The organism is Actinoallomurus sp. CA-142502, assembly GCF_050936355.1.
GTDB lineage: Bacteria > Actinomycetota > Actinomycetes > Streptosporangiales > Streptosporangiaceae > Actinoallomurus > Actinoallomurus iriomotensis.
This window is the reverse complement of sequence record NZ_JBNJMY010000001.1, coordinates 8,338,584-8,356,012: the sequence shown is the minus strand read 5'-3', so window position 1 is coordinate 8,356,012 and position 17,429 is coordinate 8,338,584. Positions and strand designations below refer to the sequence as shown.

Sequence of the window (17,429 nt, the reverse complement as noted above, 5' to 3'; positions counted from 1 at the left end):
CATAGTGCTATCGCTGGGTCCGGCTTAGCTTCCTCTGCATGACCGACCTCACCCCCTCCACGCCGGCTACCGCCGACCGGCCGGGTGCCCCAGCGGCCGCGCAGCCCCCCAGATGGGAGCGGCTGATCTCCGTTGCCGTGCTGGCCCAGGCCGTCGAGTACTTCGACTTCTTCGTCTACGCCACGGCGTCCGCCATCTTTCTCGGCCCATTGTTCTTCTCCGGGCTTGGTGACACCGCCGCCACGCTCGCGTCGTTCTCCACCCTCGCCGTCGGGTTCGTCGCCCGCCCGGTCGGCGGCGCGGTCGCGGGGCACATCGGTGATCGGTACGGCCGCAAACCGGTGCTCGTCGCATCAACAGTGGTGATGGGCGTGGCCACCTTCCTGATGGGCCTGCTGCCCACGGCGGCGGCGATCGGCTGGGCCGGCGCAGTGCTGCTCGTGCTACTGCGCCTGCTGCAGGGCTTCGCGCTCGGCGGGCAGTGGGGCGGTGCGTCGCTGTTGCTCACCGAGAGCGCGCCGGCCGGTCGGCGCGGGTTCTTCGGCAGCTTCGTGCAGGTCGGCGCGCAACTGGGACTGATGGGCGGGATCAGCGCGTTCCTCGTGCTCTCGTTCGTCCTCTCGGACGAGCAGATGCTGGCGTGGGGGTGGCGGATTCCGTTCCTGTCCGGCCTCGTCATGATCGCCATCGGGCTCTACATCCACCGCGCGGTGGAGGACACGCCCAAGTTCAAGGAGCTGCAGGCGGCTCGCCCGGAGCCGAACGTGGCGGAGCGGCCTCCGCTGGCGAAGGTGCTGCGCGAGCACTGGCGGACCATCCTGCTCGCGGGCGGCGCGTTCGTGCTGCCGAACGCCGTCGCCTTCATCATCGTGTCGGGCATCCTCGACTACGGCGTCAAGTCGTTGCACCTGGCGCGGGCTCCGCTGCTCGGGGTGATCCTGGCCGCCTGCATCGCGCCGTTGATCTTTCTGCCGTACTTCGCGCACCTGTCCGACCGGTTGGGGCGGCCGAGGCTGTTCATCATCGGGGCCGCGGGTGTCGCGGTCTGGGGCTGGCCGATGTTCGCGATGATCGACACCGGCAATCTGTGGCTGATCTTCGTCGCGTTGTTCGTCTGCTTCACCGTCCACTCGCTGATGTTCGGCCCTCAGGTGGCGCTCTACTCCGAGCTGTTCAGCACGGACGTCCGCTTCTCTGGAGCGTCGCTGGGTTACCAGGTCGGGTCGGTCTTCGGCGGCGGGCTCGCGCCGCTGATCACCGCCGCCCTGCTCGACGCGACAAAGGCCGGCTGGTCCGTCGCCGCGTACATGACGGTGCTCGGGGTGATCAGTCTGTTGTCCATTACGGTCCTGCGCAGGCGCGCGAACTCGGCGAGCCGCCGGGAGCTCACATGACGAGGCGGACGGTCCGGCACGTCGTCGACACCCACCACCACGTTGGCGCCCTCTCGATCGGCGCGGCCGAGGAGCGGCCCACGGCCTCGGTGTCGCGGGACCACGTCGACACCCATCACGCGATGCTCGACCGCTTCGGCATGACCGCGTGCGCGGTGATGCCCGGCCTGCAGTACGAGCGTCCATACGGCATCGTCAACACCCGAGAGGTCAACGATGCGATCGCGGCCTACCGGAAGCGCTCGCCGCGTTTCCTCGCCGCGCTCGGCACCGTCGAGCCGCTGCACGGTCTCGCGCTCTGCCGCGAGGAACTCGACCGGATGGTCGACGAGCTGGGGCTCGACGGGGTCGTCTGGCACACCCGCTACCAGGGCGTCGCCGTCTCGGACCAGCGGATGCACGCCCTGATCGACGAGGCCACCGCCCGCGGCCTCCCCTGCTACGTGCACATGTTCGCCGAGTCCAACCTCGAAGCGCCGTGGATGGTCGCGGACCTCGCCCGCGACCATCCCGATGCGACGATCGTCGCCCTCGACGCGTTCTCGGCGTCGACCCAGATCCAGTACGTCATGGATCTGGCGGACCGCTTCGACAACATCCTGTTCGACACCGCGATCTGTTTCCCGCTGCTGCGCCCGCTCGACACCTTCGTGACCCGGTTCGGCTCCGAACGGCTGATGTTCGGCACCGACTCCTATGCCGACCCCGTCAGCTACAACGTGCCGGCCGTGATGGAGGAGTTGCTCGCGTCCGAAATGGACGCCGAGCATCTCGAGAACGTCTTCTGGCGCACGTTCTGCCGGGTCTTTCCCGCCGCGGACAAGGCGCTGCGAGCACTCGACACCCCCGAGGAGAATCTCTGATGCCCACCCCCTCCGGACACCGCTCCGTAATCGTCGTCGGTGCGGGACCGGTCGGCCTGACACTCGCCGCCGAGCTCGGCACTCGCGGCGTCGACACGCTCGTGCTCGAAAAGCAGGACACCACCACGGACAACCCGCGCTGCAACACGACCAACGCCCGGTCGATGGAGTACTTTCGCCGGCTCGGCGTCGCGGACCGGATCCGCCGCGCCGGGCTGCCGCTCGACCACGCCACGGACGTCGTGTACTGCACGAGCCTGACGGGCTGGGAGCTCACCCGCTTCCGGTTCTCGTCCGCCCAGGAGATCCTGGACCGGACCGCGCCCGAGCTCGACGAGTGGCCCACCCCCGAGCCCCAGCACCGGATCTCACAGATCTTCCTTGAGCCGATCCTGGAACAGCACGTCCGCGGTTACGACTCGGTCGAGATCGCTCGTGAGCACGAAGTCGTCGGAGTCCGGCAGCGTGGCGAGATCGTCGAGGTGCGCGTCATCGCCGGAGGCATCGAGAAGGTGCTGACCGCCGACTACGTCGTGGGCTGCGACGGCGGGGCCAGCACCACCCGGCGGGCGATTGGCGCCAGGCTGCAGGGTGACTCCCGTGCCGCGGAGAACCGGCTCTCGGTCTACTTCCGCTCGGCGGAGCTGGGGCGCGAGTTCGCCGCGTCAGAGAGGCCCGGCTGGATGTACTGGTGGTACGGACCACGCCTGAAAGGCTCGTTCGTACAACTCGATGGTGAGGGCCTGTTCCTGTGCCATGCCCGCGTCCCGGAGGGCACCGCACCGGATGACCTCGACGAGGACGAGGTCCTGTCCGCCGCCCTCGGCCGGGAAATGGAATTGGAGAAGATCCAGGTCGTGCGGTGGACGCCGCGCCGGCTCGTGGCCGACCGGTTCGTCGACGGCCGGATCGTGCTCGCCGGCGACGCCGCACACCTTTGGCTCCCGCTGGGTGGCTTCGGCATGAATACCGGCATCGCCGACGCGGTCGGGCTGGGCTGGCGCCTCACGGCGCTGCTCGGCGGTTGGGGCGGACCCGAACTTCTCGAGGCGTACGAGGTCGAGCGCCGCTCCGTGGGGGAGGCCACCTCGCGTGCGGCGCTCAAGATCGACCGGGACATGGCGTCCATCGCCCGCGACCCCGCGCTGCACGTCGACGACGCCGAGGGCGCCCGGCTGCGGGCCGAGGTCGGGGAACTCATCGCGAAGCTCGATCGGCAGCAGTGGCACAGCCAGGGTGTGCAGTTCGGGTCCCGTTACGTGGACTCGCCGGGGATCGCAGCGGACGGCCGGTCGGCGGAGGACACGATCACACGTATCGACGAGTACCGCCCGAGCCTCGCCCCAGGCGCCCGCTTTCCGCACGTCTGGCTGCCCGACGGACGTTCGGTGTTCGACCTTCTCGGCAGGGAATTCACGCTGGTCTGCGCCGGTGGCGATGCCAGCCGCTTCGTCCAGGCCGCAGCCAGGCTCGGAATCCCACTCTCGGTAGTGCACGCCGACGAGAGTTACGCACAGCCGCTCCTTCTCGTTCGCCCCGACCTGTTCATCGCCTGGAGTGGGGCAGTGCCCCCGGCCGATGTCGACGGCCTGCTCCGGCGGCTTGCCGGTTTCGGCGCGGTCACCGCCGACGCGAGCGCGAATGCGTAATGCGGTGTCTCGGTGACGTACGGTCGTCAACGTGGGCTCGCCGTATGTGCATCGGTGTGTCGTTCGGCATGTGGGTCGTGGTGCTCGTCGAATTCGCTGAGTATGCCGTGGAACCTTCGGTCGCTGTCCCGCCAGCTGGTGACGAAGGCGGTGCCGAGGATCCACAGCACGGCGCCGATCGCGACGATGGCGGTGAGATGGTCAGCCTGGAGCGGTCCGGTGTGGTGGTGCGTGGCGGCCGGTACGTGGTGTCGCCCGACGGTCGCCGCGATGCTTGTCCGGGTGTCCGCCGGTATGGAGTCTCCGGGATGAGATAGCACAAGATCTACAGCGCCGTAGAAGCTTGGGCCGTTACTCCGGGCGAGTGACTTCGGGGTCTCAGCCGGTCGGCGCTTTGTGGGGGTTGCCCTTTGCCTTGCCCTTCGGTGTGTTGTCGGGGTGCGGTTTGTTCTTCTGAGCCTGTGTCGGCTGGCGTCAGGCCGCGCAACGCCGGCTGATCGTTGGTCACCCCGTCGCCTGGCTTCTCGCGTTGATCAAGCTCGCGCTCGCCGTGGTCACCATCTCTGATCCCGCGACGTCGTTGGGCTCAGAGCTTCAATGTCAGCCCTGGACACGTTCGCGCGATGGCAGTGCCGGCTGGTTGCCTGGAGGTGGCCACCGGTTGCGCCCCATCTACCACTGATCGAACTTTCGAACCCTTCATCGGGAGTTCTTTCGCTGAAGCGCTGTGGGGCTCTCCGACCATGACGAACATGGCCTTACATCCCAGATCGCCGACGCTGACGAGACTGCTATGCCCAGCTGCCTTGGTTACTGTCCGTCAGTCTGGCAACCCAGCCTTTCCGCTGACTCACTGTCTAGCGATTCGGGAACCCGGCGCGGGGCGAGTATCCGGCGTTCGAACGAACCGCCGCCGAACTCGACATTCGTATCCGCTTCCTCATCCATCACCTAGCGAGTGAGGACTGACGATGTCCGAAGATCTGGTCAGCGTACGGTACATCGTCGACGACGTGCAGAAGGCCGTCGACTTCTACACCACTCACCTGGGGTTCGTGCTCCGCTCGTCCGCGGTACCCGCCTTCGCCGATGTCACCCGCGGCGGGTTGCGGCTGCTGCTGAGCGGGCCGAAGTCCTCGGCAGGGCGGCCGATGCCCGACGGCGTCACGCCCGGTCCCGGGGGCTGGAACCGCATCCACCTGATCGTCGACGACCTGGCCGCCGAGGTGGACAAGCTCCGCTCGGCCGGGCTGCACTTCCGCAACGACATCATCACCGGGCCGGGCGGAAAACAGATCCTGTCCAGGACCCTTCCGGCAACGTCGTCGAGCTCTTCCAGCCCGCGGCCCGCTGACGAAGCGAGAGGCCAGACGATGCCGCGGCTGGGGGTGAATGACGCCGTGGTCATCGCACGGACGGGACGTTGGTGGGAGTGCTCATGGGTCAGCGTGTGGGTGCCTCGGGCCGGTCGGCCGGTTGGAACAGTTCGATCAGGTTGCCGGCGGGGTCGGCGAGCAGGATCTGGCGTCCACCGGGGCCGACGATCATGTCGCTGCGGAACGGCAGGCCCGCGGTGCGCAGCCGGGCGATCTCGGCGTCCAGATCGTCGACGATGAGGTGGATGCGGTTGCGGCCTGCGACGGTGTTCTCGGCGGGGGCGGCGCGGGCACCGGAGCTCGCGGGGCCGGACAGCAGCAGTCGCAGCGGCCCGCGTACGACGTCGGCGAAAGCGGGTGCGGCACTGGTGTTGAGGGTGAAGCCGAGGTGAGTGGTGTAGAAGTCGATGGCTGCCTGGACGTCGTCGACGAGGTAGCGGACGCTGGCGTAGTGGCTGGGTGCGGGCATGGGTGAGTCTCCGGTGTCTGGGTGAGGACGGGCAACAGGTGGCGGATGCGGGTGTCAATGCCTGTCGCCGCGCGGCCGAATGTGGCATGGCCGGACTGCTCGACGGCCGGGTTATGGGTCAGACTTCGACCCTTTCCCCGACCCCGGCCTGTGCAGCCGAGGTCGTCTTCGGCGCCCGGCCTCCGGGCATCCACCAGTTGGCCTTGCCGCACAGTTCCATCACCGCGGGGACGAGGATCATCCGGACGATGGTGGCGTCGATGAACACGGCGACGGCCATGCCCAGGCCCACCTGCTTGATCGAGACGTCGGGGCCGAGCACGGAGGTCGTGAAGACGGCGATCATGATGGCGGCCGCGGCCGTGATGACCTTGGCGGTCCGCGCCAGCCCGTGGGTGACGGCGGTCCGGGTGTCGCCGGTGCGCTCGTACTCCTCACGGACCCGCGAGATCAAGAAGACCTCGTAGTCCATCGACAGGCCGAACAGGACCGGGAACATCACCAGCGGTACCCAGGTCGTGACCGGCATGTCGGTGGCGAAACCGAGGGCCGAGCCGAACCATCCCCACTGCACGATCGCGACCAGCACGCCGTAGGCGGCGCCGATCGACAACAGGTTCATCACGGCGGCCTGCAGCGCGATCGTGACCGACCGGACCAGCGCGATCAGCAGCACCAGCGACAGCACGATGACGACCGCGATCATCAGGGGCAGGCGCGAGCCGGTCTCCTGGGAATAGTCGATCGCGGCGGCGTTAGGGCCGCCGATGTAGACCTTGTCCCCGGCGGGTGCCTTGGGCAGCACGTCGTCGCGAAGCTTGTGCACCAGGTGCGTGGTCGCCTCGTCCTGGAATCCGGTCTTGGGAAAGGCGGTGAAGGTGGCGGCCTCTCCATCCTTGCTGATCTGGGGTGGCGTGACGTAGGCGATGCCCTCGGTCGCGCTGACCATTTCGACGGCGGGGCCCAGCTCGTCCTTGGAGCCGGCCTCGGCGGCGAAGATCAGGGGTGCGCTGTAGCCGGGGCCAAAACCCTCGGAGAGGATTTTGTACGAGGTGTAGCTGCTCCTGTCGTGGGGCTGCACGCTGGCGTCGGGCAGGCTGAGGCGCATCGACAGCGCGGGAGCGGCCAGCACCAGCAGAGCCGCGCCGGCCAGTACCGCAGCGACCAATGGTCTGCGCTGTACTGTGCGGGCCCAGCGCTCGGCGGGGGTACGGCGCGTGGGGGCCGGGCCACCGGTAGACGCGGGCCGGCGGGACGTACGGCGAGGCAGCCGCAGCGAGTTGATCTTGTGGCCGATGAAGCCCAGGAACGCCGGCAGCAGGGTCACCGCGGCGATCATGGTCACCAGTACGGTCGCCGACGCGCCGATGGCCACCCCGGTCATCAGCCTCTGCCCCATGACGACCAGACCCAGCATCGCGATCACCACGGTCGTACCGGCGAACAGCACTGCGTGACCCGCGGTGGTGATGGCGTTGACGGTGGCGCTCTCGGGATCGTCGCCCTCCTGCAGGCCGTCCTTGTAGCGGGTCACGATGAACAGTGCGTAGTCGATGCCGACACCGAGCCCGATGAGCGCGGCGAAGAGCACGGTGAAGTCCGGCGCGGGAACGAGGTACCCCGATAGCTTGGTCAGGGCAAGGCCGCCGAGGATCGCCATCAGCGCGGTCACGATCGGCAAGCCCATCGCCACCAGCGACCCGAAGGCGATGAACAAGATCACCGCCGCCGCAAGGACGCCCACGCTATCGCCCGGACCCTGCTTGGGTGTCTCGGCCTTCTCTGCCCGCTCCCCGCCGAGCCCCAATGACACGCCGTCTCCGGAAGCCTGCTTGACCGTGTCCACCAGAGGCTTGACCTCGGTCTTCTTCGCATCCTTTTCGGTCAGCGGGATGATCGTACGGGCGATACGACGATCCTTGGTCACCAAGTTCTTGTCCTGGTACGGCGAGGTCACCGGTCCAGTAATGGGTGAGGCGTCAAGATCGGCGATGACCTTCTCGATCTTCCGCCGGGCGGCGGGGTCGTCGATCCCCTTGTCCGCCTTGATCGCGAGCGTGAGCGTGTCCCCCTGCCGCTCAGGGAAGTGCTTTTCGATCAGCGCCTGCGCCTTGGCGGACCCGGAGCCCCCGCCGGACATGTCGTTGTCGGGGGCGGCGCCGTAACCGAAGCCGATGAACGCAACGGCGAGCACGCCGACGATCCAGGCCAGAAAGACCAGACGGCGCCGTCGGTAACAGAAACGGGCCAGTCCCGCCAAAGCCCCATCCGTACGGGAAGCCTCGGTTGTCATCATCTTCTCCTCAAGTCGTTCGAGCGTCGTACTCGACCCCCTTGGATCCCTGGAGCCCAATGCACGGGCGGAGCCGTGAGCGGGCGTCGCTTTCGTCGACGCCCGCTACGACGCCTGCGGCGGAGTCCTGCAGTCCCGTGCTGCCGGAAGCGGCGCAGGCGGAATGACGCCCGGTCGGCGGCGGTGGTGACGACGACCGAGCGGAACCGCCCCGGCACCTCGGCCGCCCAGAAGGCCCCCGCGATCGTGATCGCGGGGACGCGGCGCATCGAATTCCCGGAGCGGAACTCCACGAGCACGTCGCCACCGCGAGGTAGGTGCCCCCAGGCCACCGACCACCGCCGTCCCCGTACGGCTCCGCGGATGAGGGCCGCGACGAGACCGTCGGCGACGGCTACGTCGATCAGCCCGTCGCCGGTGTGCACTTCCAGGGCCGCGCGGTTCCGGCTGCCCCGGCCGACACGCAGTTCCCAGCCGCTCTCCGGCAGTAGCGTCGCCTTGGGCGCGGTGAACCTCGTCGAATCGCCCGATGCATCCGGGATGCTTCTACCGGTTCGCCTGGCCGCCGGCCCGCCTTCGGTCTGGCGTCGTGTCCTTGCCCGCTTCGCCACCATCAGTTCTTCCTCGCTGGTGCTCGTCACGAAATGATCGTGGCGGCAGGCGCAGGCGGTTCGCGTCGGCTGGTGGGAGTGTTTCGTGGCTCACTCCGCCGGAGTAGGTCATCCCCACGCGGTAGACCAGTACGCCGAGTGTGGTAGTCCAGGCAGCGGATGCGCTTGACCAGCGGATACCGGCAGAATGACTCGCGATGCAGACGCCAAAGACGCTCAGCACCGTGCGCCAGGCCGCACCGAACCTCACCGATGCCGTTGTCGGGCTCGGCGTGGCGTTGTCGGTGCTGGTGCTGGCCGGCAGCCGAACCGGCGCGAGACTCCCGTGGATCGACAACCCTCGCCCACTCGACGCCGGGGCGGTCGGGCTCGTCGGGGTTGTGGCCGGCGCACTGGCGCTCCGCCGCCGCTACCCGAGATCGGTGCTGGTCGTCCTCAGCACGGTCGCCCTGGTCTGGTCAGCCGCCCACTATCCCAGCCCCCTGATCCCGCTGACCCCGCTGATCGCCTGTTACACCCTGGCGGCCCGACGCGGGTGGCGGTGGGGGCTGGCGGGCGCGGTGGTGACCGCGCTCACCGCGGTGGTGGCGATCCACCTGGCCTTCGGCGCCGCCGTGCCGGCCGGGATCACGGGCAACGCCATGTGGATGGCCATCACCGCCGGCGCCGCCGGCACGGCGGTCGGGTACAACCGTGCGCTGCTGGTGGCCACCCGCGCTCAGCTTGCCCGCGAAGCCCAGACCCGCGAGGAGCAGTCCCGCCACCGCGTGGTCGAAGAACGGCTGCGCATCGCCCGCGAACTGCACGACGTCCTCGGCCACACCATGGCCAGCATCAGCGTGCAGGCCGGGGTCGGCATCCACCTCATCGCCACGCGACCCGCCCAGGCGGCGGAGGCACTGAGCACGATCAAACACATCAGCGACCAGGGGCTGACCGACGTCAAGACCATCCTGGGCATTCTGCGCGCCGACAGCGACGAGCCTGACCAGCCCCGGGCACCCCGCGGCGGCCTCGACCAGCTCGACGCATTGCTGGACCCGGTTCGGGCAGCCGGCGTCCAGCCCAAGCTGAACATCCACCACAGCGCCCGGCCGTTGCCCGCAGCCGTCGATCTTGCCGCCTACCGGATCATCCAAGAGGCACTGACCAACGTCGTGCGCCACGCCCACGCCCGCACCGTCCAGCTTGACCTGCGCTACGAACCCGCGCAGCTGGTCATCCAGATCCGCGACGACGGGCCGGCCCCCGGCCCCGGTCACCGCGGCACCAACGGTAAGGATGGGCACGGCATGAGCGGCATGCGAGAACGGGCCGTGGCGCTGTCCGGGCAGTTCACCGCCGGCCCGCACCCCGACGGCGGCTTCGAGGTGCGGTGTGTGATACCCACACCAGACCCGGCATGATGACGACATGCGCCCGCCAATGACCGGCCAACCGGAACCACGCGTGACCCGGACGAGCGGACACCGACGACCACCGACAGCACCTGGTGTTGGTCAGGCATGACCGAGCCGATCCGGGTCCTTATCGCCGACGACGAGATGTTGGTCCGTGCCGGGTTCCGGGTCCTCATCGACGCCGAGCCGCAGATGATCGTGGTGGGCGAGGCAGCCGACGGCGCCGCAGCGGTTGAACTGGCCCGACAAACCAACCCCGACGTCGTCCTCATGGACATCCGCATGCCAGGTGTCGACGGGCTGGACGCCACCCGCCAGATCGCCGAGGCTCCCGACCTCGCGGGCGTGCATGTGCTGATCCTCACGACGTTCGATCACGACGAATACGTCATCGAGGGGTTGGACGCCGGCGCCAGCGGTTTTCTGATCAAAAACACCGATCCCGGCCAACTGCTTCAGGGCATCCGGGTGGTTGCAGGTGGCGAAGCACTCCTGTCGCCCGGCCTGACCCGCCGGCTGATCGCACGGCTTGTCGACCACACGCCCACCCGCCAGATCAACCCTGGAGCGCTGGCCAAGCTCACCGGGCGGGAGCGAGAGGTCACCGGGCTGGCGGCGCACGGCATGAGCAACGACGAGATCGCCGCGGCCCTATCCATCAGCCAGGCCACCGCCAAAACCCATATCAGCCGGGCAATGGCCAAACTCGGCGCCCGAGACCGCGCACAGTTGGTCGCGCTGGCCTACCAGTACCGCCTGGTCAACCTGCCTGACCCGACGTCACCCAATGCTCCGTAATCGTTGGCCGGCCGCCTCGAGTGCTCGAGCGCCGCGACCCCTGCGGGTGCTGAAAACCCATCCACAGCCTGCGGAAAGACCGGTGGATCGGACCGTGCCCTGAGAAGGGGCCCGGCCCGATCCGGGGAGGGACGTCAGGGTCACGGACTGACGTAGGCCGGTTCGTTCGCCTTGACGATGTGCTGGTGGAAGGTGAAGACCTGCGGGTCGCTCGGGTCGATCAGCGCGCTCACCCAGTGGTTCTGATCGCTGCCGAACGTCTGCACCCGGGTGAAGTTCTCGATCGTCGCGTCTTTCGCGTCCTTGAGGGGCTTGTCGATCTGGAGGAAGTGGCTGTCGCCGTTCACCAGCAGGACCTGGCCGGGGAAACCGATCGTCAGCTGCGCGAGTTTGCGCTTGGTGTCGGCGAAGTGCGCGGTCGGGTCGGAGGCCGCCCACATGTCGGCCTGGATGTCGATGACGATCGCCTTCGACTTGACGGCCTTGGCCGCGGCGAAACCGCGGTCGAGCCAGTCCAGGTTCGCGGCGTTGCGTGCGGTGTACTCGGCGAGGTCCCCGTCGGTCTGCTTACCGCTCGAGTCGAACTGCGGTGCGTTGTTGTCGCTGCCGGTGATGTTGAGGCCGAGGTACGTCACCGCGCCGTACTGCCAGCGCACGTTCTCGGGGAAGTCGGCGGACTGCCGCGTGAGCCGCAGCTTCCTCTGACCGAGAGAGTCCGGGGTGGAGGCGAACATACGGCGGACCAGCGCGAGCCGCTCGCTCGGGTTGTAGCCGCCGTTGCTGGCCCGGTCACAGTCGGTCCACTCGTTGTCGCCGGGCACGTAGATGACAGGCCGCTGGAACGAGTCGAAGTTCTTGGCCGCCAGGTCGTACTGCCCCTGGTCGCAGCGCTCGCTGCCGTTCTTGATGTCCCCGTCGAACACCGTGAACGAGATGCTCCGGTCGGCGTTGATCTCGTTGATGACGCGTGGAAACCGGGTGCGTCCGGAGTCTCCGTAGGGCATGTCGCCGATCAGCGCGATCTCGTAATCGTCGCCACGGCCGACGTGCGAGGCGCTGCCGGCGGAAGGCGAGCCGGCGCCGGCGGCGGACGCCCCGCCGAGCACCAACACCGCGCCGGCCGCCACGGTCACCAGGGATCTACGCATCGAGTTCTCCAGATCTTCGTGAAATACGGACGGATGCATAGCAACGGGACGTCCTGGTGCGTCGATGACGTGGCCTGGTCGTCCCGGTTAACGGTGGATGAATTCGCAGGTCGGGACTGGTGGGGTGCCCGGGGCTCGAATCCGGAACCTATGGATTAAAGGCTGGATGACGGGCGGTATCGCGATGTAGATACACGTCGTCTCACCGGTCGACAGCACGTTTTCGCACATCAGCACCCAGATTCATGGCCTATCGCACTACATCAGCTGCGAAAGCCAGGTAACGCGCACGAAACGCCTGAATGAGGTGGCTCGTAACACGCCGATGTGAGGATCTCTTCGTCTTTCAAGATCACCACCGGTGCCCAGACACCGGTGGTGCGTCCTATTGAAAGGGGATCCGCCAGATGGCAGAGCCTCAGCCGGGAACGGGCACCAGCCGACGTAGTTTCCTGCGGGCCGTCGGCATCACCGGTGGTGCCGGGGCCATGTTCGCCACCATGGGGGCCCTCGATCTCGCCCCCACCGCCGCCTACGCCGCCGAGAAGGAGGCGCCCTTCATCGCTCCTCGACGCGGTGACTTCACCCTCCAGGGCCGGGGCGGCAAGCCCGCCAAGGTCGTCGTCATCGGCGGCGGCATAGCCGGCCTCACCTCGGCGTACGAGCTCGGCAAGGCTGGATACAAGTGCACCGTCCTCGAGGCCCGCGAGCGCGTCGGCGGTCGCAACTTCACCGTGCGCGGCGGTGACACCGTCACCGACCTGAACGGTGTCACCCAGAAGGTGACCTTCAGCCAGGGCCAGTACATGAACTGCGGCCCGGCCCGTCTCGCCCAGTGGATGGTCACCCTGGACTACTGTCGAGAGCTCAAGGTGCCGGTCGAGGTGTTCACCAACACCAACGCCAGCGCACTCATCTACAACGAGTCCACCGGCATGGAGACCCCGGCCGCCTACCGTGCCGCCAAGGCGGACGTGTACGGCTACGTCTCCGAACTGCTCGCCAAGGCCACCAACACCGGCGCCCTCGACGCCGAGCTGACCGCCGACGACAAGGAGCGGCTGCTCACCTTCCTGAGGAGCTACGGCTCCCTCGGCTCCGACTACAAGTACACCGGCACCGAACACCGCGGCTTCAGCGTCGATCCCGGCGCCGCGGGCACCCCCGGCGTCGAACTCGGCGACGTACCGTCCCTGACCGAGGTCTTCGCCTCCAACGTCGGCCGTTACTTCTCCTTCGAGTTCGGCTACGACCAGGCCATGCTGATGTTCCAGCCGGTCGGCGGCATGGACGCGATACCAAGGGCGTTCGCAAAGGCCATCGGACCCGACAAGATCCTCACCGGCGCCGCGGTCACCGACGTCAGGAACACCTCCGACGGCGTCGAGGTCACCTACACCCGTAACGGCAGGACCAAGGTCGTCGACGCGGACTACTGCATCGCCACGCTGGCGCCCTGGATCCTCGCCCGGACCTCCCACAACCTCGGCTCCGCGGTGCAGACCGCCCTGCAGGCCGTGCGGCCCTCCCAGGCCTCCAAGATCGGCCTGGAGTACAAGAGCCGCTGGTGGGAGACCGACTTCAAGATCATGGGCGGTATCACCGAGACCGACCTGGACCTGGACCACATCTGGTACCCGTCCTACGGTCACCTCGGCGAGCGAGGCACCATCATCGGCTACTACAACACCGGCTCCCATTCCGACACCTACTCGGCGCTCGTTCCGGCCCAGAGACTGGAGCGCGCGGTTGCCCAGGGCGTGAAGATCCACGGTGAGAAGTACCGCTCGGAACTCGCGGCCTCGTACTCGCACCAATGGAAGCTCGCCCCCCACATCGAGGCCGCCTGGCACTCCATGTCCGGCGGCCCCGACGCCCCAGCGTTCGCCCCGCTCAACCAGGCTCAAGGCAACGTCTACTTCGCTGGCGACTACCTGAGCTACCTGGACGCCTGGCAGGCCGGCGCGATCTCCTCCGCCCGCAAGGTCGTCACCGAACTCCATCAGCGGGTCCTGGCAGCCTGACCTGCCGTTCCTCTCCCGGCGTTCTCCCGGTAGCCGTCGGTCCGTCCAATGATCTGGCTCAAGCTCTTCGTACGACACTGAAGGGGGCCGCCCTGTTGGGGCGGCCCCATCTGAGTCCCCAGGTCGCTGTTTAAGTCAGGCGCAACGCGGCTGTCCGGAAGCCGTACGGGTCAGCGGGTTTCCGGGGTGACCAGGCCGGTGTCGTAGGCGAAGATCACGGCCTGCACTCGATCCCGTGCACCGATCTTGGCCAGCACGCGTCCGACGTGCGTCTTGACCGTCGACTCCGCCAGGACCAGGCGCTCTGCGATCTCACTGTTGCTGTAGCCCTGGCCGATGCAGAGGAGAACGCCGCGTTCGCGTTCGGTCAGCGACCGCAGCCGGGGATCAGGTTCTCTGTCCGGTCCGGTGACCGGGAACCGGTGCGCGTACAGGTCGAGAAGCCTTCGTGTCAGGGACGGGGCCACGACGGCGTTACCGTCGGCGACCGTGCGGATGCCCGACAGCAGGTCGCCCGGCTGTGCGTCCTTCACCAGGAAGCCGCTGGCTCCGGCGCGCAGCCCGGCGAAGGCGTATTCGTCCAGATCGAAGGTGGTCAGGATGAGCACGCGGCCAGGGCCGCCGGACGCGACGATGCGACGGGTCGCCTCGACGCCGTCGAGGCCGGGCATGCGGACGTCCATCAGCACGACGTCGGGCCCCAGTTCCGCGGTCATCCGGACGGCCTCCGAGCCGCCGGTGGCCTCGCCGACCACGGTCATGTCGTCTTGGCTTTCGAGCAGCATCCGGAAGCCGAGCCGTTGCAGCGGCAGATCGTCGGCGATCAATACGGCGATCATCGATCCTGCTCTCGGGGGAGCCAGAGGTCGACGTGCCATCCTCCCGAGGGCAGCGGTCCCGTCCGCAGCGTGCCGTCGTACAAGGCCGCTCGCTCACGTATCCCGGTGAGTCCCTGCCCGGCGCCGTCGGCGCCGGCGGCGACCGTGGCAGGGCCGCCGGTGTTCGTCACCGTCACCGACACCCCTTCCGGACCATGTCGTACTCGCACCTGCGCCTCACAGTCCGGACCGGCGTGCTTGAGGACGTTCGTCAACGATTCCTGCACCATGCGATAGATCATCAGCTGGTATCCGGCGGACAGGTCATGCGGACTTCCGGTGGTGGTGTACCGGACGGTCAACCCGGTGTCCCGCAGCCGAGTCAACAGTTCGCCGAGGCCGGCCAGAGTGGGCTGCGGCGCCAGAGTCGCCGGCCGTCGCGCCGGATCGCCGTCTCGCAGGATACCGAGCACACGCCGCAGTTCGCCCAGGGCCTGCCGGCTGGTGTCGCTGATCGCCTCCAGCGCCTGTACGGCCTGGTTCGGAGCCTTCGCCGCGGCGAATCTGCCTCCGTCCGCCAGGCCGGCGATGACCGACAGATTGTGACCGATGATGTCGTGCATCTCGCGGGCGATCGCGTTTCGCTCGGCGGCCGCCGCGAGCAGGGCCTGCTGATCGCGTTCTCGTTCCAGCAGGGCGGCCTTGTCCTCGAGAGCGGCGATCTCCTCCCGGCGGATGCGGACGAACAATCCGAGCAGAACGCTCGCGGCGCAGGGCATGAGACCGGTGAGGATCCGAAGTCCCAGGCCGTCGCCCGGCCACCACGTGACGTCCGCGGCGATGGCCGCACCGGTCAGCAGCCCGCTCCAGGTCACACGTGAGATCGCCGAGCGCAGGGCCACTCCGTACAGGGCGACGCAGAGTCCCAGAGCGTTGGGTGGCACCGCCCCGTTCCACAGGGAGACCACGGCCGGAACCGCCATGGCGAGCAGAACGCGGAAGGGATGTCTGCGGCGCCACGGCAGGGGGACGACGAAGCCCAGCCACACCGCCCAGGTCACGGACCCGGCACCGAGGTAGGAAGGCAGCGTGACCAGTGCCAGCGCGATCGGCGGCCCGACGTCCCACCACAGTGGATGACGTGCGTCGACCCCGCGTACGAAGCCGGAGACCAGGCGGACCCACCGGGCCGGCGCGGACGCATCGGTCCTGGGGTCGTGCCGTGGCGAGCCCTTCGCCACGGCGTCGTCACACGTCACGCCGGCTCAGCAGCGCACTCGCCGCGAGCAGGCCGAACAGGACCCAGCCGACCATCACCGCGTAGGAGAGGAGTGGCGGCGCTCCGGCGGCCGGATGCAACTCGGTCAGCGGTTCGACAGACGCCACCAGGCCCACGAGCGTGCGCACCATCCCCGGATCGGACAGTGACGCCCGTATGTCGGTGCCGGAGAGCATTGACTGCGAGAGGGCGAAGATCGCCGGGACCGTGACCGCGAAAGCACCGAGCGCCACGGCGCCGAACACGGCGGCCTTGCACCACAGCACGGGCCACCGCCTGGGCACGGCCGTCATGCTGGAACGGATGGTGCCGGTCGAGTACTCGCCGGTCACCGGCATGATCCCGAGCCCCGCGATCACCGCGGTCGCCAGGCTCATACCGAACAGGCCGATCGAGACCGGATCGACCTGCCCTTCGGCTCCTGGGCGGTACGCGCCCGAGATGAGAGCGCCCAGCGCCGCGGTACCTCCGATCGTGCACAGCAGGGGAATCCGGAAGGACCGCAGGGACCACAGCTTGGTCCACTCCGCGCGGGCGACACCTCTCATGGTCAGCCGGCATCCGGCCGTCGTCGCGCTCACGCCGCCCACCCCGTGGCCGCGTCCCGGGTGGACGCGTGGTACTCGACCGAACCGCGGGTCAACGTCATGAAAGCGTCCTCCAGCGAGACCGGTCGTGGCGCGAGCTCGAACACGGGTACGCCGAGCGTGGCGGCCGTCGAGCCGATGTCGCGTGCAGAACCGTCCGTCCTTCGGCCGCCAGCGACCGGAGCAGGTCACGGATCGACCGCACGCCCTCCGGGTCGAGGCCGTTGACCGGTTCATCCAGGATGATCGTCCGCGGATCGCCGAGCAGCGCGGTGGCGATGCCGAGACGCCGGCCCATGCCCAGCGAGAAGCCTCCGACCCGTTTGCGCGCGACGGCGCCGAGACCGACCATCTCGATCACCTCCTCGACACGGCGGCGTGGAATGCGGTGCGTGTGGGCGAGCGCCATCAGGTGCTGAAACGCCGACCGGCCCGGATGCGCGGACCTCGCCTCGAGCAGAGCGCCGACCTCTCTCATCGGCGCCCGGAAGTCGGCGTAGCGCCTGCCGTCGACGGTGACGTGCCCGCGGGTCGGCGCGTCCAGGCCGACGATGAGGCGCATCGTGGTCGACTTGCCGGCGCCGTTCGGGCGAAGAAACCCCGTCACGGTGCCGGGCCGGACCGTGAAGGAGAGATCGTCGACGGCGACCTTGGGGCCGTACCGCTTGGTAAGACCGTGAACTTCGATCATGACGCCGACACTAGAAAGCGACCATCTCC

The 17,429-nt window shown here is 68.3% G+C and carries 14 protein-coding genes and 2 pseudogenes; 9 read left to right on the top strand and 7 right to left on the bottom strand.

The annotated features are described in order from the left end of the window. The first annotated feature begins 38 nt into the window (after nucleotides 1-38). The 5 genes and pseudogenes from ACQEV1_RS38985 to ACQEV1_RS38965 form a co-directional block, all read left to right on the top strand. Complete coding sequence (locus ACQEV1_RS38985; RefSeq protein WP_433401370.1) at nucleotides 39-1,394, top strand: MFS transporter; 1,356 nt, start codon at nucleotides 39-41, stop codon at nucleotides 1,392-1,394. Next, complete coding sequence (locus ACQEV1_RS38980; RefSeq protein WP_433401367.1) at nucleotides 1,391-2,257, top strand: amidohydrolase family protein; 867 nt, start codon at nucleotides 1,391-1,393, stop codon at nucleotides 2,255-2,257. Before ACQEV1_RS38985 ends, ACQEV1_RS38980 begins: the two co-directional genes overlap by 4 nt. Continuing rightward, nucleotides 2,257-3,906, top strand: coding sequence for an FAD-dependent monooxygenase (locus ACQEV1_RS38975; protein ID WP_433401364.1), 1,650 nt, complete (start codon nucleotides 2,257-2,259; stop codon nucleotides 3,904-3,906). The genes ACQEV1_RS38980 and ACQEV1_RS38975 overlap by 1 nt, the downstream gene beginning before the upstream one ends. A gap of 44 nt (nucleotides 3,907-3,950) precedes the next feature. Beyond that, on the top strand, nucleotides 3,951-4,223 hold the full coding sequence (locus ACQEV1_RS38970) for a hypothetical protein (RefSeq protein ID WP_433401361.1): 273 nt from the start codon (nucleotides 3,951-3,953) through the stop codon (nucleotides 4,221-4,223). A 654-nt stretch (nucleotides 4,224-4,877) separates the two neighbouring features. Then, a pseudogene (locus ACQEV1_RS38965) lies at nucleotides 4,878-5,135 on the top strand (VOC family protein); the annotation flags it as partial. Nucleotides 5,136-5,349: 214 nt separating this feature from the next. Here the strand turns inward: ACQEV1_RS38965 and ACQEV1_RS38960 are convergent. Together ACQEV1_RS38960 and ACQEV1_RS38955 are read right to left on the bottom strand one after the other, a co-directional pair. Then, complete coding sequence (locus ACQEV1_RS38960; protein ID WP_433401358.1) at nucleotides 5,350-5,751, bottom strand: VOC family protein; 402 nt, start codon at nucleotides 5,749-5,751, stop codon at nucleotides 5,350-5,352. Nucleotides 5,752-5,869: 118 nt separating this feature from the next. Continuing rightward, complete coding sequence (locus ACQEV1_RS38955; protein ID WP_433401355.1) at nucleotides 5,870-8,044, bottom strand: MMPL family transporter; 2,175 nt, start codon at nucleotides 8,042-8,044, stop codon at nucleotides 5,870-5,872. Between the two features lie 507 nt (nucleotides 8,045-8,551). Here ACQEV1_RS38955 and ACQEV1_RS38950 point away from each other — a divergent pair. The 3 genes from ACQEV1_RS38950 (at nucleotide 8,552) to ACQEV1_RS38940 (ending at nucleotide 10,853) form a co-directional block, all read left to right on the top strand. Further along, entirely contained in the window at nucleotides 8,552-8,692 is a 141-nt protein-coding gene (locus ACQEV1_RS38950; RefSeq protein WP_433401352.1) for a hypothetical protein, read from the top strand. Between the two features lie 160 nt (nucleotides 8,693-8,852). Then, nucleotides 8,853-10,061, top strand: a complete 1,209-nt coding sequence (locus tag ACQEV1_RS38945) for a sensor histidine kinase (protein ID WP_285628322.1) — start codon at nucleotides 8,853-8,855, stop codon at nucleotides 10,059-10,061. A gap of 99 nt (nucleotides 10,062-10,160) precedes the next feature. Next, nucleotides 10,161-10,853, top strand: a complete 693-nt coding sequence (locus tag ACQEV1_RS38940; protein WP_433401348.1) for a response regulator — start codon at nucleotides 10,161-10,163, stop codon at nucleotides 10,851-10,853. 140 nt (nucleotides 10,854-10,993) lie between these two features. On the opposite strand, the gene ACQEV1_RS38935 is transcribed toward ACQEV1_RS38940, so the two are convergent. After that, on the bottom strand, nucleotides 10,994-12,001 hold the full coding sequence (locus tag ACQEV1_RS38935) for a hypothetical protein (protein ID WP_433401345.1): 1,008 nt from the start codon (nucleotides 11,999-12,001) through the stop codon (nucleotides 10,994-10,996). 407 nt (nucleotides 12,002-12,408) lie between these two features. Here ACQEV1_RS38935 and ACQEV1_RS38930 point away from each other — a divergent pair, with 407 nt between their 5' ends. Next, complete coding sequence (locus ACQEV1_RS38930) at nucleotides 12,409-14,025, top strand: flavin monoamine oxidase family protein (RefSeq protein WP_433401342.1); 1,617 nt, start codon at nucleotides 12,409-12,411, stop codon at nucleotides 14,023-14,025. A 170-nt stretch (nucleotides 14,026-14,195) separates the two neighbouring features. Here ACQEV1_RS38930 and ACQEV1_RS38925 read toward each other — a convergent pair whose 3' ends face one another. The 4 genes and pseudogenes from ACQEV1_RS38925 to ACQEV1_RS38910 form a co-directional block, all read right to left on the bottom strand. Continuing rightward, a complete protein-coding gene (locus tag ACQEV1_RS38925; protein ID WP_433401339.1) occupies nucleotides 14,196-14,864 on the bottom strand; it encodes a response regulator in 669 nt (222 codons plus the stop codon). Continuing rightward, the gene (locus tag ACQEV1_RS38920; RefSeq protein ID WP_433401336.1) at nucleotides 14,861-16,102 is read right to left on the bottom strand and encodes a sensor histidine kinase; all 1,242 of its coding nucleotides are present in this window, start codon (nucleotides 16,100-16,102) and stop codon (nucleotides 14,861-14,863) included. Before ACQEV1_RS38920 ends, ACQEV1_RS38925 begins: the two co-directional genes overlap by 4 nt. Continuing rightward, nucleotides 16,092-16,703 carry a hypothetical protein gene (locus ACQEV1_RS38915; RefSeq protein ID WP_433401333.1) on the bottom strand — a complete coding sequence of 204 codons (612 nt, stop codon included), beginning with the start codon at nucleotides 16,701-16,703 and terminating at the stop codon, nucleotides 16,092-16,094. Before ACQEV1_RS38915 ends, ACQEV1_RS38920 begins: the two co-directional genes overlap by 11 nt. Nucleotides 16,704-16,860: 157 nt before the next feature. Beyond that, nucleotides 16,861-17,400: pseudogene (locus ACQEV1_RS38910) on the bottom strand (ABC transporter ATP-binding protein); the annotation flags it as partial. Nucleotides 17,401-17,429 lie beyond the last annotated feature (29 nt).